The sequence below is a fragment of the Bacillus altitudinis 41KF2b genome (assembly GCF_000691145.1).
Classification (GTDB): Bacteria; Bacillota; Bacilli; order Bacillales; family Bacillaceae; genus Bacillus; species Bacillus altitudinis.
Map to the genome: position 1 here is coordinate 37,076 of NZ_ASJC01000011.1, position 24,592 is coordinate 61,667.

The window sequence follows — 24,592 nt, forward strand, 5'->3', positions numbered from 1 at the left end:
AAGTAATTTCCATTCTCTGCTTTGATAGTATTTGTAATGCGCTTCATTCTCACTGTTGTATCTCACATCTTTGTTGTATTGCTTATCAGCATAGCCCCGGTGCTTCATACAATAGCGTTAAGTCCAGTCTATATATTCCCGGCATGCGGGAACGTTACAACGTTTTAGCGGCATTTGTTATCCCTCTGTGTCAATGTCATAAATCTTTATAAGATCGAATGTATAGTTTTGATCCATGACTAAAATACCCGTTTGCTTTGCTTCCTCTACTTCTGCTTTTAAAGCTGTCTTTGCCTTATCACTTAAAGCGGAGCGGCTTTTTATAATAAAAATACGCATGGTTACACTCTCCTTTTTATTTAATCTAAGCCGCCCCTGTTTGTTAGCCGCCATTGATTTTGTAAACAGGGACGCTTTACAGCAAATAAAAAAACACCCCGAAGAGTGTTTGTTAGATGTTTTAAAAAACAATGTTAGTCAAGCTCAAGTGCTAGTTCTGGATTTACCGTTGTATCTTTTTGTAATAATATAGACAACTCTAAATTAAAAAAATCTTCAACACTCATTAAGATTGATTCTTTTTCAATGTTCTCTATTTCTAGTACAATTGGATTATCACTTATAAGCGACGGAAAAACATATCTATATTCATTTTGATATTTAAAGAAATTATCTTTTTCAAAAAACCTTTCTTTCTTTACATGTAAAAAATTATCAACTCTATCACTATAGAGTAAATCTAATTTTCTATATTTTACCCTATTAGAGTACATAGAATGTCCAGCACTTTTGATTGCGCTTAAAAATGCTCCCGGGTTAATAATCAATACATGATCACCAAAATTATCTAAAATTTGTTGTTTAAATTCCTTTGGCAAAACTAATTTCACTCTGATTGTTTCTTTATTATCTTCAATTATTTCTAAATAATCAGAAGTTACTCCAGTAGCACAAAATACATGAGTTTGATAGTCCTCTTTATATTCGAGGGTTGCATTTCCTCTTCCATTAATAAGAACTTCTTTAGAATCCGGATTTCTAAAAGTCCACTCAATATTATCCATTCTTAAAGAAAGATCATATGCATCTCCTTGTCCCTTTCTTTTCTCTTTTTTTTCAACGTCTCTAAAATATTGAAAATTATTAAGGTATAACTTACCTTTTCTTAAATCTTCAAGATATTCCTTCTTAGAGAATTTCAATAAACTAAATAACCGATCATCATCAATAAGTACTTCGTTTAGCATTGTTGTCATAAAGACACCTCCCCCCTTAATATCGGCATAAAGCGAGCATATGGAACTATTTACGAAATTTGTCGAACGAATAGCATCTCCTTTGGAAGCCGTTCTCAATCTATCGCATAATACAATATTACAACCTTTTTTCCGTCATGCTGCGCCAACATTACGCCAATAAAAAAAGCACCATGAAAGGCGCTTTCTTTTTCATTCTGCTTAATATCTGTTCGTTGGCTCTACTTGTTGTGATATATTATTATGAAATTCTAGGCATTCTTCTAGCAATATAAAAATGAAGTAACGCTTGTCAACATTACTTGTCAATTTCTTATGTTCAAACCCCCAAATAACAAGTATCACCAAGAAAGGTATACAAATCACAATAATCATTAACCTAAGAATTGATGTAAAATCTATAAAATTTGTCAATTCTGATACCTCTACATTGCTCAAATCTATAGTTTCTAAATATTTATTATAAAGGCTGTTAATAAGTATAAAAAGGAAAGACATAGTTCCAATACTCGCAGAACCTAACGTACCGATCATTACCATGAAGAAATTAAATGGTAAGACATTAATAGATTGTGTATCTTTCGCTATTTCAATATCGGATTTAATTCTTCTCAACATTCTTTTTAAATCATCTTTGTTATGATCTAAAATAATTAATCTTTGAAGTTCCTTTTGACCATCAATAGTTAAGTTATAAATTTTTTTACCATAACGTTTTTCTAAATATTTTATTGTAGTTTTAGCTTCGTTATAATTTCTAGTCAATTCTTTCACCCCCATCTTTTATCGACCTCCACTAATAAAATTTTATATTCCGCAAAATTTGTCGAACAAAAAAACACCTCTAAACGGGTGCTTTAAATACAACTTCATTGAGAGCGTAAGCGAGATCAAGAAATGTCTTTCCTTTCAAGCGTGTATACGATCTCTCACTCATGCCGATCTCGTTGTAAACTTGATAGTCAAAAACAGGTTCTTGCTGCATATAACGTTTAATGATTATTTGCCTCTCATTATACGGAAGACGATTGACCGCTCTTTGCACCTTCTCAAGAAAGGCATTTCTTTTCTGCTCCCATTCAATCCGTTTAATAGCTGTGCTTTCAGTAGATGAGCGGAAAGCGTTGGTTGTGGCGGGCGGCACTATGCTGAATCCTCCTGTTATCTTCGGCAGCATATCGTCCGGGACTTGAGGAAGATATAAGCGGTAGTTGTCGAGAATCCTTTCAACTCTTTTTCTCGTTTCCTTTTTATCAATTGCAGGCGGTTCACCCAACATTAGCAAATCCCCTTTCTCCCGCTCTCAATTCCTCTACCTTTTGAGCGATCTTTTTCCTTGCTCTCTCTATATGTTTTTGAACCGAGCCTTTGGCTATCTCATAAAGTGCGGCGCATATGTTGAAAGATACATTGTGACCAACAACGGTTATGTATATCTATTTTGCAATTTTAAGCAAAGGTATACATGAGTTAACAGAACAAGAATGTCTTGATCTATTTCCAAAAGTACAACTTGCAATCGAATTAATACTCGATGAAAAAATTTATCAAAAAGAAAAACAAATGAAGATATCATCTGTAAAGAGCTTTGTGTCAGCTACTATTGAAAAATTTAAAAGTTAGAGGTTAAACCATCTTTTCAGGATGGTTTAATTTTCATGCAGACGCCTTTGAAGATGCAATCAATTTATAAACTAGGGGAGGTTTAAAATAAATACCCTAAAAACCCCTTTATACCAGTGTATTTCAAGCTCATATAACCATTAGAACTAGGAGAAAACAAAAAAGTGAGAGGTCATGTCCTCTCACTTTCAGCGTGTAGACAAACTCTCGCATTCTTTGTCCGTCCTACGCAAAGAAGACAAAGGGCTAAAATCAAGTTCATTTTAGCCCTTTGTAAACAATCTATTTTTTTACTCGTTTATTTAGACAGCACCCAATGCTGGATGGCTTTTGCTACCCCATGCTCTGTATTAGGAGCCGTAATCCAATCAGCCGCTTCTTTCACAACTTCTTGTGCATTGCCCATTGCAATGCCTAATCCGGCTTCTTGAATCATCGCCATATCATTCAGACTGTCGCCAAGTGACATGACGTTGTCCATTGTACAGCCAATGCGTTCTGCCACTTTTGCAAGAGCTGCCGCTTTGTTAATGCCTGCTGCATTGACTTCGATATTGGTTGGGCTGGAATTCGTGATTTCTAGCTGTCCATTTGTTTTCAATGTATGGAGGACTTCCTCACGAACAGCATCGTCATGAATATCAAAACCAAATTTCAGCCATTCGTGGTCATGAATGCGTTCTGGGAATTCTCCTCTCCACACTTTATCCACAGTAGATGCCCAGTAATCGGTTTCGTATCTGTTTTTTAGATCCCACATCATCTGAACGTGATCGGGATGCAGTAGTTCTCGCTCGATCAGCTGGAAGTTTGAATCCCAAATTTCACTTCCGTTCGCTGTGACAAGATAAGAAGAGAGTTTCAGCGGCTCGACCAGCTCTCGGCATGTCATCAGCGTACGTCCTGTGCTAATCACCACATGGACCCCTTTGGCTTCTGCTTCTTTAATGGCTTGTTTATTTTCCTCAGGAATGACGTGCTCACTGTTTAACAGCGTGCCATCCATATCAATGGCAATCAATCGGATGTCTTTCTTATCAGCTTGTGTTGACAAATTGAGTACCCCACTTTGTATCATTTTTTGAATCTATCTTTATTTTAATATAAAGATGAAGATGGCACAAAGGGACGAGTTTGATCCCATAGAAAAAAGACCTTGTGACAGGTCTTTTTACTTCTTCTTAACGTTCACACGCAATGCCGTCTTTATCACGGTCAAGGTGTTTATTTTTTAAGTAAAGTGCTTTTGATGCATAAGGCTTGTACTTCGTTTTTCCACCTTTGTTTTTCGTATTTTTGCTTTTTGCCACGCCGCCTTTATACACTTTGTTGAGTGCTTTGCAGTTTTTGTACTTGACTGTCTTTGCATCCGCTGTGTGAGTGTCAACTTGTGTAAAGCTAAGTAAAAGACCGAAAGACAAGACAGCTACCATAATTTTTTTCAACATGTAAGTCCCCCCTATTTTTTCTCATTTTACATTTTTATCATATGTCACCACATTTTGTTTTTCAAGACGATTGAGGTGAAAATATTGGTTTTTTTGGAATTTAATAATTCTTATGACCTATATGTTAAAATGAGTGGGAAACCTTTCCGGTTTTGACACGTATATGAAGAGAGGAGCTTTCCACATGAAAATGAAATATACCATTCTATATGTAAACGATGTTGAAGCAAGTATTCAGTTCTATCATCATATCCTCGGTTTCCCGATTAAATTGAGAGTTGAATCCTATGTTGAGTTTGATACAGGAGAAGTGACCTTATCGATTAATTCACGCCAAGATGTGAAAGAGGCACTTGGTCTGCCTGTTCCAGAGGCAGTTAGCTCGTCACAAACGTTTGAGATTGGCTTTGTTGTGGATGATGTGAATGAAACCATTGCGTCCTTGAAGGAAAAAGGGGTACCTGTCATCAAGGAACCTGCCAAGAAGCCGTGGGGACAAACGGTCAGTTATGTGTCTGATCCTGATGGACATTTCATTGAAATATGTGATGCGGTCTCCTAATAGCTGTCCGAAGGAGTGAAGCGTAATGAGAAAGAAACATGCTTTTTTTGCTGGTGTTTGCTCCATGCTGGTGATTTGCAGTGCGGCGCTCATATTACAGCACCATGAATGGATTGGATTCGTCAGTGGTGGAATCTCTATTATTGCGTTCGTTGCATCTGGATTTCTTATGGGTGCATGGACCAACGGGGAAGAGGCACGAGCGGCCTATCACTCTGAAACAAAAGAACACCGGATGTTTCGTCTTGATACGGCGTTTCTTTTCATCATCTTTGCTCTTCCGCATATGGGTGCAGCACTGTTATATGTTTTTATGTAAATAGTTGATTTAGTTCAAAGGAGTAATTAACATGGCTGTTTTTGTCTTATTCATTGTATTTGGTTTACCTATGATCTCTGTGCTGATTGGTATTTTCGGCACATTGTTTTTAAAGAACATTTGGTTCCCCACCTTGATTGTGCTGGTAGCGAGTGTGATTCTGATGTTCACCTTTATTGGTGGAAATAAAACCTTTCTCATTTGGGTCATCATCTACACAGCCTGTGCATTTCTCGGTGCATTCATTACAAAGCGATTCAAAGCTGTTTCATAAATACTCATCAAAAAAAGAACAGTTTGCACTGTTCTTTTTTTGATTAAATATCCGCACACCATAGCTCTATTTCGATTTTCAGCTCTGGCCACCCTAATGCAGTCACATAGGCAACGGTCATTGATGGATATGCCGTTTTGAAGATTGCATCCCACTGTGGATATAGATGATCCCAATCAATTTCTTCTGTTGCCCAAATATTGACTTTGATGACGTGTTCTTCATTTAACCCTTCTGATGCAAGGATTCTCTTTATATTTTCAAACGTATTGGTGACTTGGTCGTTTAAGCTTGATGGGATCTGTCCATCCGCTCCTGTCCCTACTTGACCTGATGTCACAAATAACCCCGCACCCTTTGGCACCCTTGTGATATGACTGTAGTTGCCAACGGGTTTCGGCATACTTTCTGGGTTTTTTCTCGTGATTTTTTCCATGTAAATCCCTCACTCACTATGATTTTTCTGCGTGTTTTTCCTCCTGTAGACAGACTTCACCAATTTTTGTCTATCCTAAAAGAAAACAGCAGTGGAGTATCCGTAGCCACAAGGTAAGAACATCAATATTTTCTTTTTCATGGACGAAACACTCCTTTTTGATTGCGTGAGCAAGGTTTAGATTTATTTCATCCTACCTGATAAATGAACCACAGTCAAAAATAAATGATAAATGATAACGTGCAATATTTTGATTCTTCATACCCATTATCTAAAATCGTTCTTTTCTTGTTCATGGTTTGTTCAAATTTCTTCTATATAGTAGATCGTAATAGGAGGTAGGATACATCATGGCAAAAATAAATAAGAAAATGATTAGTCTTTGCACCGCAGCCATTAGCAGCTTATACATCACTGGTTATGCAACTACCCATCACGCGCAAGCCTTTCAAACAGCACAATCAAATACACAAGCAGACGCTTCTTCAAACGATACATCTCTCACATCAGATACTACCGCCACGCAAACAGAAGATACCACTTCAGAAACTGAACTCAAGGATGGTACTTTTTCTGGTACTGGATCAAATGAGATTGGCTCTATCAGTGTATCTGTTACCATCAAACAAGGAAATATCACTTCTGTCGAGATTACGAGTGATAACACTAGATACGGGCAAAGCTCCATTTCATCATTACCTAATGAAGTGGTTATCAGACAAAGTGCTGATGTAGATACGGTGAGCGGTGCAACATTAAGTACTCAGGATTTTGAAACAGCCGTTGCTCAGGCTTTAGAGCAGGCAAAGGCATAGAGAGGAGACACTATGATGAAATGGTTAGGACAACAAAAACTGATGACTTATCAAAAATCCATGCTGGCTATGGGAACTGTTATCAATATTCAAGTGGTTGCCTATGAAGAAGATCGACGAGCTGTTTTAGAAGACATCAACCGTGCCTTTTCCATTTTTTACGATATCGAGCATCGTTTTAGCCGTTTCCGCTCTGATTCTGAAGTCATGAAGTTAGCCAATCGTTCAAAGCAAGAGGTAGTTGTCAGTGAAATGCTTTTCGATTTAACAGCCTATGCGTTAGAGTTAGCTGAATTAACAAATGGAAAGTATGATCCAACCATCGGGAAAGTCATGGAACAAAAAGGATTCAATCGGTTGTACACGACAGGACAAACTTTTTCATCAGATGACGTACCACATACAGCTGTTCATTACCGTGACGTCCAGTTAAACGAGATGAATCGGACGATTTATTTGAACAAACCGTTGATTTTGGATTTCGGTTCTATTGCAAAGGGATTTGCGTGCGATCTTGCCGCAAAAGAGCTTGAAGCATGGGAGGGCTTTATGATGAATGCTGGCGGGGATGTGTTGGTATCTGGGTTTAACGAACAACAAGAAGAGTGGTCAATTGGGATTCGGCATCCCCTTCAAAAAAAGACCAATATCATGGTCATGCAAACCACAAATTGTGCGATTTGTACATCTGGAAGCTATGAACGGATCAGCCGTAATGATCCTCATACGCACCATTTGATTCTCCCTCAAACGAAACAGTCTGAACAAAGTTTGTTAAGCTGTACCGTCATTGCACCACTCGGTATGCTCGCAGATAGTCTCTCTACAGCTGCTTTTTTATTAGGTAGAGAAGGAGGTTATTCTTTTTTAGCCGAACATGAAATACCTGCCGTGATGGTGGATCAAGATGCTGATATGACCCTAACACCGGAGATGAAGGAGGTTCCATCATGGAATTACAGCCAGCACCAACCACAGACCAAACATTTTTGAAATCATCGCCTTCACTAAAAACCTACATTCGGACGCCGAAACGGTATGTCATTGCCATTCTTTTGGTTCTTCTAGCCGCCGGCAGTCTGCACACTGGATTTCTTAGTGGTCTCACTACAGTTGCCACCAGCATTGGGACAGCACTGATTCTTGACACTTTTATTACAAGAGTGATTCGGAAACGTCATAAACACACATTCCCTGATGGAGCTCTGCTCACAGGGCTGATTATTGGCATTGTTCTCAGTCCAGCCACTTCTTTTGCTGTATCTACTTTCACAGCCGCAGTAGCCATTTTATCTAAGCATGTCATCACTTATCAAAAGAAACCAATTTTGAATCCAGCCGCATTTGGTTTATGGCTCTCAGTCATTTTATTTTCTTCCAATCAAAGCTGGTGGGGCGGTATGTCTCTTCTACCTTGGTGGACTATAATCCTAGTGGTGGTCGGCGGTTATTTGGTGACAAGCCGCGTACAAAAGTTCCCGCAAGTTTTCGCCTTTCTAGCCGCATACGGACTCATTCACCTCATATTGGGATTCATCGGCCTAACGGATGCTTCATCTGCTTTTATTACGCCCTACTTAAATGCCGTCTTGTTCCTTGCATTCTTTATGTTGACTGATCCACCTACTTCACCAGCAAAGAATCGTGATCAAATCATCTTTGGTATCCTCTGTGCTGTCGTTTCGTGTGTGGACTTCTATCTATTTAACAGCTTATCTTACTTACTCACAGGGCTTTTATGTGCCAATGCTTGGAAAGCCTATCGAACGTACCAAACAAATCAAAAGCGACGGGCAAAAAGGACGAAAGTCGTCTAAATAAAAAAACGGACATCGACTTTTCGACGTCCGTTTGGCCATACCTTATAAACGATAACGTGCAATATCTTGATTCAATCGCATGCTTAGCTCATTGAGCCTTTCTGCTGCCTTCGCCACATTGGAGATGGCGGTGACTTGTTCGTCAGTAGATGCAGTGATTTCTTCAATCGCAGCGGCATTTTCTTGAGAAATATGCGCTGCACCATGCATCGCTTTTGTGATGAGGTCGTTTTGTTCTAGTAAGGTATTCAGCTCTTTTGCCATCGCATTCGTTTCAACGATGGTTTGTGAAATCGATGTAGAGATGGAATTGAATTCTTGTTCTGTTGCATGAACCGCTTCATCAAGCTCGGCAAAACGATCCATTGTTTTGGACATCATGCCAGCTGTAGCCGTCGTTTCTTCTTTAATGCCTTGAATCATCTGCTGTATTTGAACAGCTGATTGCTTTGTCTGTTCAGCTAAATTCCGCACTTCACTCGCCACAACCGAGAATCCTTTGCCATGCTCTCCTGCACGAGCTGCTTCAATGCTCGCATTCAGGGCCAGTAAATTCGTTTCGTTTGAAATGCTTTCAATGGTATCTGTGATTTGAGAGATATCTTGTACTTTTGTACTTAACTGCTCAATCCCTGATCGAATGCCTTGAGATGCCTGAATGGATTGCTCATTTGATTGTTTTAATTGCTGGACAATTTGCTGACCCTGCTCGGAAGATTGGTTCGACTGGTCTGAAATTCGTTTGATCTGGTCGCTTTGTTCTTTGACGTTTTCAATGGATTGATTGAACTGAGTCATTTGTTGATTGGCTACCTCAAGGTCTGATGCCTGATGAAGGGTCCCAGTTGAGATATCTCCAATCGCTCTGCCAATTTCTTCACTGCTAGCGGATGTTTCTTCAGAGATGGCGGATAGATCTGTCGCAGATTCGACGAGCTGGCTGCTCGTTTCCTGCAAACCGCTCACAAGTGTTCTGAGCTCTCCTGACATATGATTAAAGCCTTTTGCCAACTGCCCAATTTCATCCGAGGTTTCTTTTAAGCTGGTGCGTTCAAGATTGCCCGCCGCAATTTCTTTTGAAGCAGCCGTGACTTGCTTGAGCAGTCTCACTTTACCTCGGGCTGCCAAATAAAAGACACCCATACTTAAAAGAGCAACACCTGCTGTAATGAGAATAATATAGAGCTTCATCTGCTCTAGTTCTTTATAAAATTCATCCTGAAATACGGCGATTCCTATACTCCAATTCCACGGTGTAAACTGGTTCATATAAGCGAGTTTTTGCTTTTCTTCCCCCGTGGCATCGTCTTTATCCATATAGGTGATATAGTGTGCATCCTCGCCTTTTGCTGTGGCTCCAGCGACCATTTTTTGACGATTTGTCGTGTTATCTGGGATGACGCCGATGTCGTTAACCGGATGAACCTGTGATGAATAATCGGCTCCATATGCGACAAGGTAGCCTTTATTTTTATAGATAAAATCTGATTTTTGAAATTGGTACCCTTTGCCGTTGTCATTTTTAGGCCCGCTCAAGTAAATACGGGCTTGTTCCTGCGCCTGTTCAAGCGTCAGTTCTTTGTTCTCCACACGGTCGTTCAATTGTTCAAGAGTGGCCATCGCTCCATTTACGATGTGTTTTAAATCTGCTTTCCCTGCATCAATTAAGACATTTTTCGCTAAAAAATACCCCGTTGTTCCTACAAGTCCGCCTGTTAAAATTGTCATAACGATAATGGCTGACATCAATTGAAAAAAGACACTTCTCGAAGCAAACGCTTTCTTTTTCATGTTCTAATTCCCCCTTACTACATATATCGTCATGCAGGGGAAAGTATTAAAAAAGTCATAGAAAAATCCCTTTCACGTTAGAAAGGGATTTTTTGATTATCGCTCGGTTTCTTTGAGGATGTCTTGATAGAGATCGTCTTCAGGTTTGAGTCCACATACCTCTTGAAGCACACCTTCAATGCCTTTTTCTTTCCTTAATGCCTGCAAGCGAACCGCTTCTTCGTCTTCTGCAAAGTCGTAAGCCAAAGCGGCAGCGATCCCTTTGATTAAGTACACTGGCTGCTTGATCTTTTTCGCTGGACCGATTAAACGGTCATCTGCTCCCAGCTTTCTAAGAGGAGAGCGTGCGACACGAGTCACTTCATCGGAAATAAAAGCATTTTCAAATCGCTTGATGATTTTTTGAATATACGCATCATGTTCTTCTTTTCGGAAGCCATACGCGTCAATTAAATAACTGCCCGTTTCATGAAGGGCACCTTCGACAACCTGACGAATGTCTGGTGTATCAACAGCTTCTTTAATGGTTTTTACGCCTTGCTGATACCCGACATAAGCCGCTAGTGCATGTCCTGTATTGACGGTGAAGAGCTTCCGTTCAATATACGGCGTCAAATCTTGGACAAAGGTCGCTCCGTCAATTTGAGGAACATCTCCAATAAAGCCCGTCTCATCAATGACCCACTCGAAAAATGGTTCAACCGACACTTTGAGAATGTCCTCATGGTGCTGAATCGGAACAATGCGATCAACCGCAGCGTTCGGAAAGCCAACGGTTTGTGATATCGCTGCTTGCTCATCTGCTGTTAAATGAGAGAACACCGCTTCTTTTAAATGAGCACTTCCCCCAATCATATTTTCACATGCCACGATGTTGATGATATGGTCCGGCTTTTTTTGTTTTAATCCTTCAGCAATCGATGAGGCAATGATCTTCAATACGGCTGGTCCAACAGCTGTTGTAATCAAATTGGCTGTGGCAACGGCCTCTGTTAATGCCGCTGGGTTTTGCGAAGAATTGATCGCTGATACTGGCCCGACTACTTCTTGCTTCTGCCCTGGTGCTGCGAGTTCAACCGTGTATTCTCCTCTTTCATTCAGCTCATTGATGACCGCTTCATTCACATCGGTAAAGACAAGCTCAAAGCCTGATGTCTTTAACAAAGATCCGATAAACCCTCTGCCAATATTCCCTGCTCCAAAATGAAGTGCCTTCATGTTAGTTCACCTCGTTAAAGATGGCGATCAGTTCATCCTGATCCTTTGCATGAATGATCCGTTCTACATTTTCTTCTTCTGAACAGACAATCGCAATTTGAGACAGAATATCAAGATGCTCGTTGTTTTTCCCAGCAATCCCAAAGACGACTTTCGCCACATTTCCTTCACCATATTCAACACCATCTGGAATTTGGATAATCGAAATCCCTGAATGAAGGACAGCCGCTTTCGCATCCTCTGTTCCATGAGGGATTGCAATGCCGTTCCCCATAAATGTAGAAGAAATCTCTTCTCTTTCAAACATTTTGTCGACATAATCACTTGTGACATAGCCGTTTGCTACGAGGACTTCGCCTGCTTTTTTGATGGCTTCTTCTTTAGAACCTGCTTGTTCGTTTAGAAAAATATTGTCTTTAGAAAGTACTTGTTTCATACATGATCACACACCTTTTTTAGAATAAAAATCAGGAAAACAACCAAAACGGGGAGTTCAATTAGGAAAAATTGGACTCAACCCGTTTCGTCATGTTATTTTTTCAATTTCTCAATCAGCTCATCATATTTCGGGCTGTTTAAGAAATTATCCACTGAGATATGCACAGCGCCTGGCAGCTTTGCCTTTGCTCTGTCTGTTAAATCTTTATGAGTAAAGACCACATCCGCATCGTCTGGGATGTTGCTGATAGAAGTGTTTGTCACATCGATATCAAGCTCTGCCTTTTTCACTTTGTTTTTCAGAATGGACGCACCCATTGCACTTGAACCCATCCCTGCATCGCAGGCAAAGATGATTTTGTTCACGTCATCTGGATTGACATCACTTGGAGATGCTGCTTGCTCGTTTGCTTGAGCGTTTTCATTTTGTGCCGTAAGAGCAGCGGCGGCTGCACTTTTCTTGCCTTTCATGTCCTGCATCTTTTCTGTTGCTGCAGTTAAATCTTCGTCAACTTCTTTAGATGCTTTCAAAATGACCGATGCGACAAGGAACGATACGATAGCTGCTACGACAACCCCTGCTAAAACGGCAAGGTGACCGCCTTTTGGAGACATCAGCATAAGCGCAATAATACTTCCTGGTGACGGCACAGCTTTTAATCCTGCATTTAATAATGTGAACGTCAGGACACCACTTGCTCCCCCTGCAATGACAGCCAAAATAAGTTTTGGTTTCATTAAGATGTACGGGAAGTAAATTTCATGGATTCCTCCTAAGAACTGAATCACAATGGCACCTGGTGCAGACTGTTTCGCATTTCCTCTTCCAAAGAACATATACGCAAGAAGAACACCTAAACCTGGCCCTGGGTTTGTTTCAAGCAAGAACAGAACAGATTGCCCTGTCTTCGCTGCTTGCTCGACCCCTAACGGACCTAAAATACCTTGGTTAATCGCGTTGTTTAAGAATAATACTTTTGCAGGTTCAATGAAGATACTTGCCAGCGGTAGTAAATGAGCATTGACAATGATATCTACACCTGCCGCAAGGGCTTTATTCAGACCTAGTACCACTGGGCCGATGGCATAGAATGCAATGGCAACGAGAATGGCACCGAGGATACCTGCCGTAAAGTTATTCACAAGCATTTCAAAGCCAGATTTGATTCGGTCTTTGAACAGCTGGTCAATTTTCTTTATGAGATAACCGCCAAGCGGTCCCATGATCATGGCACCTAAAAACATTGGAATGTCTGAGCCAACAATGACGCCAATCGTAGCCGTAGCACCGAGCACTCCGCCTCGATGGTCATAGACGAGTTTACCGCCTGTGTAACCAATTAAGAGCGGTAGTAAGTAGTTAATCATCGGTCCAACGAGTGTAGCTAATTGTTCATTCGGAAGATAACCACTTGGAATGAACAAAGCTGTAATGAGTCCCCATGCAATAAATGCACCAATATTCGGCATAATCATGCCGCTTAAATAGCTTCCAAAGCGCTGTACTTTCACGCGGAATCCGCTTTTTTCCTGCATCTGTGTAAACCCCTTTCTTCTCTCCCTTTATTTCGGGCTTTATAGGTCAAAAGATATAATAACGAGAGTCAGTGAAGCCCTTATACCTATCGTAAAACGCTTTCACTTTCCCTTCAATTGAAACTAAATGTCACTTTGTCACTTAGTGTGTGACAAAATTGAAAAATGATGTGACATCTCTCGGCATACCATAGATGATAGCGGGGTAAAAGTTGAATCTACTGTTGTTTTGGCGCAAAATTCATTGGAATTTCACAACTTTCAAATCGTCACTTCTTGTTTCCTCTTCTTAAATCGAATAGGCTTATATTGATCAAACCTATTCAAACAAGAAATGTCTGCGCAGACATGACACAGAAAAAGTGAACCATCTTGCTATTTGTTTCGTTTACCTTTTAGAGTGGGCGGTACAATAGAAAGAGCGGTTTTTTCTGTGACTCACAGTTTACTGCCGCTTTCTTTCTGATACATGAGACATTTTCATAGGTAGAAAGGCGGTTATTCACAGTGTTGAAATATAGTAAGTGGCTTCTGCTGCTTCTCTTCATGTTCTCATTTTTCATTTCAAAAGAAGCATTTGCTCATGCATATGTGGTGAGCTCAAATCCAGTAGCAAATGAAGAGCTGGATCAGCAGCCTCCTGCAGTCTCGATCACCTTTAGTGAAGGAATCGAAAGCGGATTTCATGCCATTAAGGTGTTCAATGCAAAAGGGGATCGTGTGGATCAAGGAGATACGGTCATCAAAGAGCAAAAGATCATGGAAGCAGCTTTAAAAAAGAATTTACCAAAAGGCATTTACACCATTCAGTGGAATGCGGTATCAGCCGATGGGCACTCTGTGTCTGGCATGATTCCGTTTAGTATCGGAAAAGCGGATGGAGGATTTGATCAATTAGATCAAGGACAATCAAGTGAATCCATTGATATGGCTTCAACCATTGACAAAGCCTTTCTGTATACGTCATTTAGCTTATTTCTTGGAACCATTTTATTTGGGCTTCTATGGTTTAAAGCGCCCATAACCGACGTTTTAGCCCGGCGAATGAAGCGACTTTTGACTGTTTCACTGATCATGATGGGCGGAGCACTCTTGTTCCAGCTGCCGATTCAAACAAAATCAGCAGCAGACGTGTCCTTTTTAGGGGCATTTCAACCATCGCTTTTACAAGAAACCATTGCGTCGACTTCGGGCGGGAGTCTGTGGATGATGCTAATGGCGTCATTTGTTCTACTGACGATCTGGACAATTGTGGCGATGAAAAAAGGAAACTTCACTTCCTTCCGGGTATGGCTGTTTCCACTGCTCATTTTCATCGTGCTTCTTTGGCTGAAAGCACAAATCGGTCATCCAGCCGCTACAGATAATAAAATACTGACAACGTCACTCGATTTCATTCATCTCGTTTCTGCATCTATTTGGGTCGGCGGCTTAACAGCCATTGTCCTTCTTTTGATGAAGAAACTGCCGAATGAAGATCAGCCGCTCATACGCAGCACCCTGACAGCTTTTCATCCGTGGGCACTGCTCTCAGTTGGACTGATTGTGTTTTCTGGGTTTGTGAATGCGATTTTTATCCTGCAATCATTTGATGCCCTTTTCCAATCAGCCTATGGACGCACCTTCTTAATCAAACTTGGTTTATTTATCATCATGGGTCTACTTGGGCTCGTCCATTATTTGATGCTGAGATGGGAAAAGAAGCAGAAACGAAACGTATCTTTACGAGCAGAGTGGATCATTGGGATCGCTATTTTACTATTAACAGCCGTATTCACCAATATCCCAAGCCCTCCGCCGCCTGCACCAGAACCATTCTTTGGAGCCAATCAGGTGGAGCATCGTGACCTTGTGTCTTTGAGCATTACCCCGAATGCTCCAGGTAAAAACACGTTCGAGGTGGCATTTACGAAGAAGGATGGACAAACGATCACAGACATTCAATCAGTGACAGCTAAGATCCACAAAGTCTCCTTGTTCGGTGATGAAACACCAAACGAATTTCAGCTGAAACGATTAAAGAATGGACACTTCTCGGCTGAAAACCTCTTACTAAATGAAAAAGGCACTTGGAAAATTGAGATTCATGCATTAACTGGTTCTTTTGACAACATCGATACGACATTCATTAGAAGAAACTAAAAGGAGTTCATATCATATGAAAAAATACTTTAAAGCTTTATTACCAATGCTTCTCGCTTCATTTTTACTGGCGATTCCTGTGAGTGCACACGTGACAGTCAAACCTGATACATCTGCAACGAATGCTTGGGAAACCTATACGTTAAAAGTACCTTCTGAAAGCGACAGTCCGACAACAAAGGTTGTCATCACGATGCCTAAAGGCGTAGAATTCCAGCAATACGAGCCAGTGCCTGGCTGGAAAACAACAACTGAAGAGAAAAACGGAAAAGTCACAAGAGTCACTTGGGAAGCAACTGGCGATGGTGTCCTTGCTGGCCAGTTCCAGCAATTCGTGTTTGTCGCAAAAAACCCTGAAAAAGCCGGCGAAGCGGCATGGGATGCCTATCAATATTACAAGGATGGAACAGTAGTTGAATGGACTGGCGACAAGGACGCTGATAAGCCTCATTCGATCACAAACATTGTTGCGTCTAATACCGTAACGGATTCACATGGTCAAGAAAAACCAAAAGAAGAAAAGGCATCTGAAACAGCCTCTTCTTCTTCTTCACCACTTGTTCTTGGTCTGTCCATTGCAGCCTTAGTTGTGGCATTAATTGCACTTGGACTTGCTTTTAGAAAGAAATAAGCCTTACATGAGCGATCGTTTTTTCAAGCGGTCGCTTTTTATTTTCCCAACCTATCATTTCCAATATAGGATTGAATAGGATACTCGTGCATGCCATAATGAGACACATGACCACCTAGGAGGCTATGAGATGAACCATCTAATCATATTTGCTCATCCCCAGCAAAGCTTAAATCAAACCCTATTAGATCTTGTTGTAAGCACTCTTTTGAACAATGGTCATGATGTGACGGTTCGTGATGTGTATAGCATTGGCTTTCCGCCAGAGCTGACAACAGCAGAAAAGGTTGCCATGAGAAACGGACATGTGCCGGTACCGGTTCAAAGAGAGCAGAAGCTGATTCAACAAGCTGATGTCCTCACGTTTATCTTTCCAATATGGTGGACAGGCTTGCCGGCGATGCTAAAGGGTTATGTGGAGCGCGTTTTTTCAGAGGGGTTTGCGTATGAGATCAATGAAAACGGAGTGGTGAAAAATCTGCTTCGAGACAAAAAAGGGGTCATTATTAATACGCATGATGCACCGAGGACCTTTCTTGATTCAAATATGATCATCACCCCCAGCCATCACATGACGACAGATACAGCCGCCTTCGATCTGATCGGCGTTCAGCCAGTCGAACGGCTCTTATTCAGCAGCATGGAACAAGCATCTGCAGACGACATCCACGAGATTCTCAAAGAAACAAAAGAAACGGTGGATCAACTTTTCCCACCGGCTGTTTAACATAAAAAAGACTGTCGAGGCTTCTCGGACAGTCTTTTTCACATGTTATTCGTCTAAACCAATTGACACATACTTCGTTTCTAAATAAGGCTCGATGCCTTCGATGCCGCCTTCACGACCAATACCGCTCTCTTTCATACCGCCGAAAGGTGCCTGCACAGCGGATGGTCCCCCGTCATTCCAGCCAATAATCCCGTAATCTAGATTCTCAGATATATAGAGGCCATTGCGGTAATTCTCTGTAAAGAAATAAGCCGCAAGTCCAAAAGGTGTATCATTTGCTAATTCAATGGCTTCATCTAAAGTGCTAAATGTCGTAATTGGTGCAACTGGACCAAACGTCTCTTCATGCATAATGTTCATTGAAGGGTCGACATGAGTTAGCACCGTCGGCTGAACAAAATAATACGACTTCTCCTCGTCAAAATGGGTATCGCCGCCGACAAGAACTTTCGCCCCTTTATCCATGGCATCTTGAATTTGGTCGACAATTTTATCGAAGCCTCGCTTATTGATAATCGGTCCGATGGACGTGCCTTCTTCAAACCCATTTCCTACTTTCAGCTTTCCCACTTCTTTGCTGAAGCTTTGCGCAAATGCTTCATGAATTTCTTCATGGACGATTAAGCGATTGGCACAAACACACGTCTGGCCTGCATTACGGAATTTAGATGCCACTGCTTGTTTCACAGCCAATTCAAGGTTGGCGTCCTTATCTACGATCAGCGGGGCATGACCGCCAAGTTCCATAGAAACGTGCTTCACTGTGCTCGCACTGTTTTTGATGAGATGTTTTCCAACTGGTGTTGAACCAGTAAACGTGATCTTGCGGATCAATGGACTATCTGTGAAAATTTCCCCCACTTCTTTTCCATCTCCAATCACCCATTGCAAGGCTTCCTCTGGAATTCCGGCTTCATGGCCTAATTTCACAAGCTCAATGGCCGTAAGCGGCGTGTCTTCAGCAGGTTTCACGATAAACGTACAGCCCGCCGCAAGCGCTGGTGCCGCCTTCCTTGTAATCATCGCCGCAGGGAAATTCCATGGTGTAATGGCGGCAACAGGACCGACTGGCTGTTTTGTGACAAATAGGCGTTTGTTTGTCGTATGAGACGGGATCGTTCTGCCGTAAATCCGCTTTGCTTCCTCTGCGTACCATTCGATATATCCAGCGGCATAGACAATTTCTCCTAATGCTTCTTGATACGGCTTCCCGTTTTCTTCTGTGATGATTTTTGCAAGTCTTTCTTTATGCTCGATCATGAGATCAAACCATTTGCGAATGATATTTGCACGTTCATGGGCTGACGTTTTTGCCCATGTTTTGAATGCTTTGTGTGAGCGAGTGATCGCATCTTCAATCTGTTCTTTTGTATGCTGAGCAACTGAGGCAATTTCTTCTCCGGTTGCAGGATTATACACTTTGAGTTCGTTTGTCATGCTCTATCTTCTCCTTCGTTCTTGGATTCATTACATATAGTATATACCCAATGAGTGCCCAACCTAAAAGCAAAATCCATTCAGCTGGCCATGATAAGGAAGCCGGCATCCCTGGAAAATAAAATGAAAGAAAAAGGAGACTGAGTCCAATGGCAAAAACGCCGGTCGTCCGCCAATATTTAATGCGGTATGGACGCTCAAGCTCAGGTTCTGTCTTGCGAAGTTTCATAAAGGCAATGGACACAATCAAATACCCAACGATGATGCCCACACCCCCTGCATTGACAATCCACACGAGGGCAGGTCGGCCTAGTAATGGTGCAAAAAAGGCCAATGCACCTAAGAACAAAATGGCATTTGTCGGAGTTTTATACTTCGGATGAATATACGCAAACCATTTGGAAATCATGCCTCTTTCCGCCATTGCGTAGAGGATACGGCTTGCACCAATGATAAATGCATTCCAGCTCGTCACAATGCCTGCTACACCACCAATGACAAGCACAGTCCCAAACGCCTGATGACCAAGAAGCTGTACCATGGCATCTGCTGTTGCTAGTGATGAAGCCTCAAGTTGACCTTTTGACAATCCTGCCGCTACTCCAAAGACAATGAGTAGATAAAATACAACCGCACTCACAATGGAGATAATCAAAATTCTCCCGATGATTTTCTTCGGTGCGTTAATCTCCGCCGCTACCTGCGGGATGACATCAAACCCAACGAATAAAAAGGGAATCATCACTAACACAGCCATCAGACCGCCAACCCCGCCTTGAAACATCGGCTCAAGGTTTGCAAAATCTCCATTAAATGTAGCTCCGCCTAATAGAAGAAAACCTGTCAGGATAATGGCCACTGTGAACACCGATTGAAAAATAGCAGCAGGCTTTGCGCCAATGTAGTTCAGAGCTGTTAAAAACAGCGCACCGCCAGATCCAATCAATACCCATGTAAAGTAAACATCCCATCCTCCTATATTCCATAGGAAACCAACATGCTGTGTTGGAATGACATAGTCAATGACTGTCGGAAGTGCGACAGCTTCAAACGTAATCACGGACACATAACCGAACAATACGCCCCATGCGGAGACAAACGCTGATTTAATCCCAAATGCCCGCTGGACAAAGACGAGTCCTCCGCCTGTTTCTGGAATCGCAGAGGAAAGCTCTGCATACGTTAGTCCAATAAAGATGACGAGAATGCCCCCTATGACAAAGGCAATCACACTTCCTAAAAATCCAGCTGTTAAAATCCAATCTCCCGAAAGTACAACCCAGCCCCAGCCAAGCATTGCACCAATGGATAAAAACAGTACGTCTGACTGCGACATGGTTTTAGCCATTTGTTGTTTTTGCATACAACCATCCCCCTTTGTTGTTTAGCGTGCTGTGAAGGCGTCTTCGATAATCCCTAGTCCTTCTTGCAGCAGCTCATCTGTGATGACAAGTGGTGTTAAAAAGCGAATAATATTCCCATTGATCCCTGCTGTTAATAAGAGTAGTCCGTGCTTGTTTGCATAGGCTGCAATCGCTGCGGCTGTCTTCTTATCTGGTGTACGCGTTTTTTGATCTTCCACAATTTCAATGGCCGCCATTGCCCCTAATCGCCGGACTTCCCCGATGAATGAATACTGACTTCTCCACTCATTCGCTTTGTCCTCAATGACTTGTCCAATGTGTTCAGATCGTTCATTCAGTTGTTCTGTTTCAATAATATCAAGTACTGCCAATGCCGCCACACAGCCTAATGGACTGCCAGCATACGTCCCCCCTAGCTCCCCTGGGTCCGCTGCATCAAGTAATTCTTTTCTGCCAACAACACCGCTCAGCGGCAGGCCAGCTGCAAGTGATTTTGACACAGTGATTAAGTCTGGCACCACATCGAAGTGTTCAATCGCAAAGTATTTCCCTGTTCTTGCGAATCCTGTTTGGATCTCATCTGCCACGAATACGATGCCATGCTGCTGACAGAATGAAGCAACGTGCTGGACAAAACGCTTCGATGGTACAATGAATCCGCCCTCCCCTTGGACTGGCTCCATCACCACACAAGCGACTGTTTCTGGTGCAACGGTTGCGACAAAGAATTGATTGAACTGATCAATAATGTATTCGTCGTAGGCTGCATCGCTTAATCCTTCAGGTTTTTGATAGTAATAAGGATACGGCGCTTGATACACCTCTGACGCAAATGGGCCGAATCCAAATTTATAAGGCTTGACCTTGCTTGTCATGCTCATCGTCATATTCGTTCTTCCGTGGAACCCTCTTGTAAAAGAGACAACCGCTTGTCTTTTCGTATATTTACGGGCAATTTTCACTGCGTTTTCAACTGCTTCTGCACCTGAATTTAAGAAAATGGCTTTTTTGTCGTGGTCGCCTGGTGTGAGGTGGCATAGTTTTTCTGCCAATTCGATATAGGATTCGTACATCATGACATTAAATCCTGGGTGAATCAGGCTGTCTGCCTGTGCTTTGACTGCTTCCACAACCTTTGGATGGGAGTGTCCTACATTTAATGTACCGATGGCGCCTGCAAAATCGATAAAACGATTGCCATCAATATCGAAAAGCTCGGCTCCCTTCCCTTTCGTTGCAAGATGACGGTTGCCATTACTTACGCCTCTTGCGACGTATTGATCTCTTTTCCCCTGCCATTCCTCTGTTGAAAAACGGTTTGTTGTCGTTTGACTCATTGTCATCCATCCCCTTTATGTCTTTTTTATTATTCTGAATATTTTTTGGTATGATAGAAAGTACCAATATCATTTTTTTCATGGTACCAGAGAGGATGACATGGCGAGATGCTGACAATTCAACTAGATCAATCAGGGGAAAACGGATTTATTTATCATCAAATTTATACAAAAATTAAAGAGGAAATTTTAAACCGCAACCTGCAACCACACGATCAATTACCATCTAAACGAGAGTTAGCAGATACTTTAAACGTCAGCGTCAATTCAGTAAATGGCGCCTATCAGCAGCTGCTTGCCGAGGGATATTTATATTCAGTTGAACGGAAAGGCTTTTTTGTGGAATCACTGGAAACATTTCATGAATCAGGTCAACTGAAACCCTCTTCCCTTCCAGCGAATTTAAAAGAGAATCCGATTGAACGAAATGACTGGTATTCCTTTTCTCATATTTCTGTTGATACAGCCAATTTTCCTTTTAAAAGCTGGCTGAAAAGTGAGCAAAAAGCGATTCATCTCCACCAAGACGCCTTTGGTGAGCTGCCGCACCCACAAGGCGTCTATGAGCTGCGGGAAACAATTGCCCGGCTGATTGGACTTGCACGAGGGGTCAAATGCTACCCTGAACAGCTCATTTTAAGTGCAGGTACACAGTCGCTCATTCATTCGTTATCTAGCATCCTTCCAGCTGATCAAATATATGGATTAGAAAACCCCGGCTACCGCAGACTGTATCAAATGCTGAAAAACAATCATCACCGGATTGAAACGATTGGCATTGATCAAAAAGGGGTGCGGATGAGCGATATTCAGAAGAAAGAGCCAAATGTGTTGATCATTACGCCTTCTCATCAGTTCCCTACAGGGGTGATCATGCCGATTTCCCGGCGGATACAGCTGTTAAACTGGGCAGCTGATCAGCCAGATCGCTATATCATTGAGGACGATTATGACAGTGAATTTAAGTACGGCACAGACAGCATACCGGCGCTGCAGAGCCTTGACCGCTATGACAAAGTCATTTATATGGGGACCTTTTCGAAATCATTGCTGCCCGGCTTGAGGATCAGCTACATGGTGCTACCGCAACATTTATTAAGACGCTATAAGGAAGAACAGCACTTTTTCATCCAAACAGCCAATCTTTTTACACAATACACCCTTCTTTATTTTATAAAAGATGGCGCCTATCAGCGGCATATTAAAAGAATGAATGGGCTATATGAGGAAAAACGAAAACAGCTCATTGGAGAACTCGACACTGTCTTTCGTGACAATGTACGGATTATCGGGGAAAATGCAGGGCTGCATTTTATCGCAGAATTCCGCTCAGATCGTACGCAGCATGAGATTTTACAGCGTGCCAAAGACCGAAAGCTGAAAATGTACGGGATGGACCGTTTTACCCTTGATGAGCATGTGCCTGGTCACAAAGAAGGCTTTGTCCCGCTTGTCCTCGGTTTCTCTCATATGCGGCCAGAGGATATTAAGCCAGCGGTGAAACGCCTGTATGACTCGATTTATGGGAAATAAAACAGCTCATGTAGATGAATCGTGGCACTCCTTTGACGGGACTAAACCCACAGAGGAGTGTTACGATCACATTCTTTCATAAACGTAATAGTTGATGTGAATATTTTTTTCTAGCAATTTCACGAGTGTTTGAAGGCTTTTTAAGTTTGTTGGCAGTAACGCAATACCATCTCCCTGTTCAACGATTTTGATCATTCCTTCAAACGAATCTAACTCAAATAGGGTTCGATCACCCAGCATACGCGTGGCCTCATGTCTTAATGGGCAAAGCTGATCACGATTCACGACCAATGAAATATCATCATCGTATATTTCTTTAGATTTTCCATACACGTTCAATGCCAAGCTCTTTACCTCTTTTAATTGATATTCCGCTTTTTCCATTTGATTAAAAGAAATAATTTGATCATACACATCCTCTGTTAACTTTTTGTTGATCGTACTTGATGAAGCAATGATAAAATCAGTGGCTTGAATATCCTCTAAAACATGCTGCTCGTATAAAACGTTAAATAGAAGTTCAGAGCATAAAACGGTCTTTTTCTGTGAAGTCAATTTTTGTTGAATGTCCTTCGTTTCTTTTACGATTTTTTGAGCGTATTGATAAAATAAATCCCCCTGTCCTGTTGAACTGATTCCATGATGATGCCGGATAAAAAATGTTGCATCATATAAAGTTTCAAGCGCTTTAATTCTTTGAGAAATATTGGATTGCGCATACCCTAAAGCTTTAGCCGCTTGATTAATCGATTCTTTTTGATACACCTCTATAAAAATAATCAAATCATTTATATTCATCATGATCACCTATCACTTTTTGTGATAACAATAACACAAATATGTATTATTCAACTGGTTTGAAGTCGATTATGATGGCTATTGAAAGGGAGTGTTTCAATGCATGCCATGCAATATCATGTGGATCTGCCTGCGGATTATGATATGAATATCATTAGAAAAAGAGTACTGAACAATGGATGGAAAACAGATGGATATCAGGATTTATTATTTAAAGCTTATTTGATCACTGAAAAAGACAAAAATAGAAGTTTACACAATGGCTATTGCCCATTGTATATTTGGAAACAATCTGAGGGCATGACGGATTTTGTGTTTAAGGGGTCATTTGATCATATTTTACGTTCTTTTGGCTGGAAACAAATCAATATTGGCATCACGTATTCCGTTCATTTAACAGATGATTTTCATCGTAGCACATTCGTTCTTGAAGAGTATGTGACGATTCATCCTACTGATTGCCTGGAAAACCTAGATATCGCTCATCTCTTTTCCCATTTTAACGACAATAAGGGGGAAGTCATCGTATATAACCCCGATAAATGGAAATGCGTCAGATATTCTTTTCTAGACTCATTGCCAGTGAATATAGAGAAGCAAATTCACACTTATGAGATTATCCATCTGTCTATGGATCATTCAATGGCCTAATTCCGTTTTACACGAGACGCATCACAAATCCCCAAGGTTACAATGCCTTGGGGATTTGTCATTTGTTGATGCAAGATTCTCTTACCACCGCTCCTTGTCTACAGCTAAAACGGATGACAAGAGGCCTGGAAAAGCGGTATCAATGTCGTCCTTTCTGAGAGAGTAGTAACGGTGCTTCCCGTCAATTCTCACTTTCACGATGCCTGCTTCTCTTAGTACTTTAAAGTGATGCGACAGCGTGGATTTGGCAATGTTCATATGATACGTACCACATGTCCTCTCACCCGCTTCTGCTAAGCAGCGGACAATCTCCAGCCGAACAGGGTCAGCCAATGCTTGCAGCACAGAAATGAGTCTCATGTTTTCTTGGGTTGGATGATTTGGATTATTCATACGATAAATGTATCGTATTTTGTTCTAACATACAATCTCG

The 24,592-nt window shown here is 41.5% G+C and carries 27 protein-coding genes; 11 read left to right on the top strand and 16 right to left on the bottom strand.

What is annotated here, in order from left to right:
- Positions 1-177: 177 nt before the first annotated feature.
- The 6 genes from BA79_RS19415 to BA79_RS15725 form a co-directional block, all read right to left on the bottom strand.
- Positions 178-339 carry a hypothetical protein gene (locus BA79_RS19415; RefSeq protein ID WP_155923906.1) on the bottom strand — a complete coding sequence of 54 codons (162 nt, stop codon included), beginning with the start codon at positions 337-339 and terminating at the stop codon, positions 178-180.
- 134 nt (positions 340-473) lie between these two features.
- Positions 474-1,256 carry a hypothetical protein gene (locus BA79_RS15700; RefSeq protein ID WP_035703832.1) on the bottom strand — a complete coding sequence of 261 codons (783 nt, stop codon included), beginning with the start codon at positions 1,254-1,256 and terminating at the stop codon, positions 474-476.
- Positions 1,257-1,457: 201 nt separating this feature from the next.
- Positions 1,458-2,036 (bottom strand): hypothetical protein, encoded by a 579-nt coding sequence (locus BA79_RS15705; RefSeq protein ID WP_035703834.1) that lies wholly within the window; start codon positions 2,034-2,036, stop codon positions 1,458-1,460.
- Positions 2,037-2,100: 64 nt separating this feature from the next.
- Positions 2,101-2,535, bottom strand: a complete 435-nt coding sequence (locus BA79_RS15710; protein WP_035703836.1) for an ArpU family phage packaging/lysis transcriptional regulator — start codon at positions 2,533-2,535, stop codon at positions 2,101-2,103.
- Positions 2,536-3,177: 642 nt separating this feature from the next.
- Positions 3,178-3,957, bottom strand: coding sequence for a Cof-type HAD-IIB family hydrolase (locus BA79_RS15720; RefSeq protein ID WP_370539173.1), 780 nt, complete (start codon positions 3,955-3,957; stop codon positions 3,178-3,180).
- A 103-nt stretch (positions 3,958-4,060) separates the two neighbouring features.
- Positions 4,061-4,324 carry an excalibur calcium-binding domain-containing protein gene (locus tag BA79_RS15725; RefSeq protein WP_035703887.1) on the bottom strand — a complete coding sequence of 88 codons (264 nt, stop codon included), beginning with the start codon at positions 4,322-4,324 and terminating at the stop codon, positions 4,061-4,063.
- 187 nt (positions 4,325-4,511) lie between these two features.
- On the opposite strand from BA79_RS15725, the gene BA79_RS15730 reads away from it, so the two are divergent.
- From BA79_RS15730 to BA79_RS15740, 3 genes are read left to right on the top strand one after another with little or no spacing between them, the layout of a single operon-like run.
- Positions 4,512-4,889 (top strand): VOC family protein, encoded by a 378-nt coding sequence (locus tag BA79_RS15730; RefSeq protein ID WP_008347199.1) that lies wholly within the window; start codon positions 4,512-4,514, stop codon positions 4,887-4,889.
- 25 nt (positions 4,890-4,914) lie between these two features.
- Positions 4,915-5,208 carry a DUF5316 family protein gene (locus BA79_RS15735; protein WP_035703839.1) on the top strand — a complete coding sequence of 98 codons (294 nt, stop codon included), beginning with the start codon at positions 4,915-4,917 and terminating at the stop codon, positions 5,206-5,208.
- 31 nt (positions 5,209-5,239) lie between these two features.
- The gene (locus BA79_RS15740) at positions 5,240-5,482 is read left to right on the top strand and encodes a DUF2651 family protein (protein ID WP_035703840.1); all 243 of its coding nucleotides are present in this window, start codon (positions 5,240-5,242) and stop codon (positions 5,480-5,482) included.
- Between the two features lie 43 nt (positions 5,483-5,525).
- Here BA79_RS15740 and BA79_RS15745 read toward each other — a convergent pair whose 3' ends face one another.
- On the bottom strand, positions 5,526-5,918 hold the full coding sequence (locus BA79_RS15745; RefSeq protein WP_007498112.1) for a RidA family protein: 393 nt from the start codon (positions 5,916-5,918) through the stop codon (positions 5,526-5,528).
- Positions 5,919-6,268: 350 nt separating this feature from the next.
- Here BA79_RS15745 and BA79_RS15750 point away from each other — a divergent pair, with 350 nt between their 5' ends.
- Genes BA79_RS15750 through BA79_RS15760 form a run of 3 tightly spaced genes read left to right on the top strand, consistent with a single transcriptional unit; the run spans position 6,269 to position 8,550 of the window.
- Positions 6,269-6,733 carry an FMN-binding protein gene (locus BA79_RS15750; RefSeq protein ID WP_035703841.1) on the top strand — a complete coding sequence of 155 codons (465 nt, stop codon included), beginning with the start codon at positions 6,269-6,271 and terminating at the stop codon, positions 6,731-6,733.
- A gap of 12 nt (positions 6,734-6,745) precedes the next feature.
- Positions 6,746-7,726, top strand: coding sequence for an FAD:protein FMN transferase (locus BA79_RS15755; protein WP_248596549.1), 981 nt, complete (start codon positions 6,746-6,748; stop codon positions 7,724-7,726).
- Complete coding sequence (locus tag BA79_RS15760) at positions 7,684-8,550, top strand: RnfABCDGE type electron transport complex subunit D (protein WP_035703842.1); 867 nt, start codon at positions 7,684-7,686, stop codon at positions 8,548-8,550. The genes BA79_RS15755 and BA79_RS15760 overlap by 43 nt, the downstream gene beginning before the upstream one ends.
- A 45-nt stretch (positions 8,551-8,595) precedes the next feature.
- Here BA79_RS15760 and BA79_RS15765 read toward each other — a convergent pair whose 3' ends face one another.
- The 4 genes from BA79_RS15765 to BA79_RS15780 all read right to left on the bottom strand — a co-directional run bounded on the left by BA79_RS15765 (position 8,596) and on the right by BA79_RS15780 (position 13,536).
- A complete protein-coding gene (locus BA79_RS15765) occupies positions 8,596-10,344 on the bottom strand; it encodes a methyl-accepting chemotaxis protein (protein WP_035703843.1) in 1,749 nt (582 codons plus the stop codon).
- Positions 10,345-10,440: 96 nt separating this feature from the next.
- Positions 10,441-11,562 (bottom strand): mannitol-1-phosphate 5-dehydrogenase, encoded by a 1,122-nt coding sequence (locus tag BA79_RS15770; RefSeq protein ID WP_017366623.1) that lies wholly within the window; start codon positions 11,560-11,562, stop codon positions 10,441-10,443.
- A 1-nt stretch (position 11,563) separates the two neighbouring features.
- Entirely contained in the window at positions 11,564-11,998 is a 435-nt protein-coding gene (locus BA79_RS15775; RefSeq protein WP_019743148.1) for a PTS mannitol transporter subunit IIA, read from the bottom strand.
- 95 nt (positions 11,999-12,093) lie between these two features.
- Positions 12,094-13,536, bottom strand: a complete 1,443-nt coding sequence (locus BA79_RS15780) for a PTS mannitol transporter subunit IIBC (RefSeq protein WP_035703846.1) — start codon at positions 13,534-13,536, stop codon at positions 12,094-12,096.
- Positions 13,537-14,043: 507 nt separating this feature from the next.
- Here BA79_RS15780 and BA79_RS15785 point away from each other — a divergent pair.
- The 3 genes from BA79_RS15785 (at position 14,044) to BA79_RS15795 (ending at position 17,036) form a co-directional block, all read left to right on the top strand.
- Positions 14,044-15,678 carry a copper resistance CopC/CopD family protein gene (locus tag BA79_RS15785; protein WP_035703848.1) on the top strand — a complete coding sequence of 545 codons (1,635 nt, stop codon included), beginning with the start codon at positions 14,044-14,046 and terminating at the stop codon, positions 15,676-15,678.
- A gap of 16 nt (positions 15,679-15,694) precedes the next feature.
- Positions 15,695-16,309, top strand: coding sequence for a YcnI family copper-binding membrane protein (locus tag BA79_RS15790; RefSeq protein WP_035703851.1), 615 nt, complete (start codon positions 15,695-15,697; stop codon positions 16,307-16,309).
- 130 nt (positions 16,310-16,439) lie between these two features.
- Positions 16,440-17,036: an NAD(P)H-dependent oxidoreductase gene (locus BA79_RS15795; protein WP_007498130.1), complete on the top strand. Its 597-nt coding sequence runs from the start codon at positions 16,440-16,442 to the stop codon at positions 17,034-17,036.
- A gap of 45 nt (positions 17,037-17,081) precedes the next feature.
- Here the strand turns inward: BA79_RS15795 and BA79_RS15800 are convergent, their stop codons facing one another.
- The 3 genes from BA79_RS15800 to gabT are packed head-to-tail and all read right to left on the bottom strand — an operon-like array spanning position 17,082 to position 21,177.
- Entirely contained in the window at positions 17,082-18,476 is a 1,395-nt protein-coding gene (locus tag BA79_RS15800) for an NAD-dependent succinate-semialdehyde dehydrogenase (protein WP_035703853.1), read from the bottom strand.
- Complete coding sequence (locus tag BA79_RS15805; protein WP_035703855.1) at positions 18,451-19,839, bottom strand: APC family permease; 1,389 nt, start codon at positions 19,837-19,839, stop codon at positions 18,451-18,453. The genes BA79_RS15800 and BA79_RS15805 overlap by 26 nt, the downstream gene beginning before the upstream one ends.
- 21 nt (positions 19,840-19,860) lie before the next feature.
- Positions 19,861-21,177, bottom strand: coding sequence for a 4-aminobutyrate--2-oxoglutarate transaminase (gene gabT / locus BA79_RS15810; protein WP_035703857.1), 1,317 nt, complete (start codon positions 21,175-21,177; stop codon positions 19,861-19,863).
- Positions 21,178-21,285: 108 nt separating this feature from the next.
- Here gabT and gabR point away from each other — a divergent pair, with 108 nt between their 5' ends.
- Positions 21,286-22,710 (top strand): MocR-like transcriptional regulator GabR, encoded by a 1,425-nt coding sequence (gene gabR / locus BA79_RS15815; protein WP_035703858.1) that lies wholly within the window; start codon positions 21,286-21,288, stop codon positions 22,708-22,710.
- Between the two features lie 66 nt (positions 22,711-22,776).
- Here the strand turns inward: gabR and BA79_RS15820 are convergent, their stop codons facing one another.
- Positions 22,777-23,511, bottom strand: coding sequence for a LysR family transcriptional regulator (locus BA79_RS15820; protein ID WP_248596550.1), 735 nt, complete (start codon positions 23,509-23,511; stop codon positions 22,777-22,779).
- A 96-nt stretch (positions 23,512-23,607) separates the two neighbouring features.
- On the opposite strand from BA79_RS15820, the gene BA79_RS15825 reads away from it, so the two are divergent.
- Entirely contained in the window at positions 23,608-24,159 is a 552-nt protein-coding gene (locus tag BA79_RS15825; protein WP_035703859.1) for a DUF4865 family protein, read from the top strand.
- A gap of 81 nt (positions 24,160-24,240) precedes the next feature.
- Here BA79_RS15825 and BA79_RS15830 read toward each other — a convergent pair whose 3' ends face one another.
- Positions 24,241-24,552 (bottom strand): ArsR/SmtB family transcription factor, encoded by a 312-nt coding sequence (locus tag BA79_RS15830; protein WP_007498144.1) that lies wholly within the window; start codon positions 24,550-24,552, stop codon positions 24,241-24,243.
- Between the last annotated feature and the right edge of the window lie 40 nt (positions 24,553-24,592).

Coding starts and splice junctions, on each gene's coding strand:
- BA79_RS19415 (WP_155923906.1), bottom strand. CDS start 339: ATGCGTATTTTTATTATAAAAAGCCGCTCCGCTTTAAGTGATAAGGCA.
- BA79_RS15700 (WP_035703832.1), bottom strand. CDS start 1,256: ATGACAACAATGCTAAACGAAGTACTTATTGATGATGATCGGTTATTT.
- BA79_RS15705 (WP_035703834.1), bottom strand. CDS start 2,036: ATGGGGGTGAAAGAATTGACTAGAAATTATAACGAAGCTAAAACTACA.
- BA79_RS15710 (WP_035703836.1), bottom strand. CDS start 2,535: ATGTTGGGTGAACCGCCTGCAATTGATAAAAAGGAAACGAGAAAAAGA.
- BA79_RS15720 (WP_370539173.1), bottom strand. CDS start 3,957: ATGATACAAAGTGGGGTACTCAATTTGTCAACACAAGCTGATAAGAAA.
- BA79_RS15730 (WP_008347199.1), top strand. CDS start 4,512: ATGAAAATGAAATATACCATTCTATATGTAAACGATGTTGAAGCAAGT.
- BA79_RS15735 (WP_035703839.1), top strand. CDS start 4,915: ATGAGAAAGAAACATGCTTTTTTTGCTGGTGTTTGCTCCATGCTGGTG.
- BA79_RS15740 (WP_035703840.1), top strand. CDS start 5,240: ATGGCTGTTTTTGTCTTATTCATTGTATTTGGTTTACCTATGATCTCT.
- BA79_RS15745 (WP_007498112.1), bottom strand. CDS start 5,918: ATGGAAAAAATCACGAGAAAAAACCCAGAAAGTATGCCGAAACCCGTT.
- BA79_RS15750 (WP_035703841.1), top strand. CDS start 6,269: ATGGCAAAAATAAATAAGAAAATGATTAGTCTTTGCACCGCAGCCATT.
- BA79_RS15755 (WP_248596549.1), top strand. CDS start 6,746: ATGATGAAATGGTTAGGACAACAAAAACTGATGACTTATCAAAAATCC.
- BA79_RS15760 (WP_035703842.1), top strand. CDS start 7,684: ATGGAATTACAGCCAGCACCAACCACAGACCAAACATTTTTGAAATCA.
- BA79_RS15765 (WP_035703843.1), bottom strand. CDS start 10,344: ATGAAAAAGAAAGCGTTTGCTTCGAGAAGTGTCTTTTTTCAATTGATG.
- BA79_RS15770 (WP_017366623.1), bottom strand. CDS start 11,562: ATGAAGGCACTTCATTTTGGAGCAGGGAATATTGGCAGAGGGTTTATC.
- BA79_RS15775 (WP_019743148.1), bottom strand. CDS start 11,998: ATGAAACAAGTACTTTCTAAAGACAATATTTTTCTAAACGAACAAGCA.
- BA79_RS15780 (WP_035703846.1), bottom strand. CDS start 13,536: ATGCAGGAAAAAAGCGGATTCCGCGTGAAAGTACAGCGCTTTGGAAGC.
- BA79_RS15790 (WP_035703851.1), top strand. CDS start 15,695: ATGAAAAAATACTTTAAAGCTTTATTACCAATGCTTCTCGCTTCATTT.
- BA79_RS15795 (WP_007498130.1), top strand. CDS start 16,440: ATGAACCATCTAATCATATTTGCTCATCCCCAGCAAAGCTTAAATCAA.
- BA79_RS15800 (WP_035703853.1), bottom strand. CDS start 18,476: ATGACAAACGAACTCAAAGTGTATAATCCTGCAACCGGAGAAGAAATT.
- BA79_RS15805 (WP_035703855.1), bottom strand. CDS start 19,839: ATGCAAAAACAACAAATGGCTAAAACCATGTCGCAGTCAGACGTACTG.
- gabT (WP_035703857.1), bottom strand. CDS start 21,177: ATGAGTCAAACGACAACAAACCGTTTTTCAACAGAGGAATGGCAGGGG.
- gabR (WP_035703858.1), top strand. CDS start 21,286: ATGCTGACAATTCAACTAGATCAATCAGGGGAAAACGGATTTATTTAT.
- BA79_RS15820 (WP_248596550.1), bottom strand. CDS start 23,511: ATGATGAATATAAATGATTTGATTATTTTTATAGAGGTGTATCAAAAA.
- BA79_RS15825 (WP_035703859.1), top strand. CDS start 23,608: ATGCATGCCATGCAATATCATGTGGATCTGCCTGCGGATTATGATATG.
- BA79_RS15830 (WP_007498144.1), bottom strand. CDS start 24,552: ATGAATAATCCAAATCATCCAACCCAAGAAAACATGAGACTCATTTCT.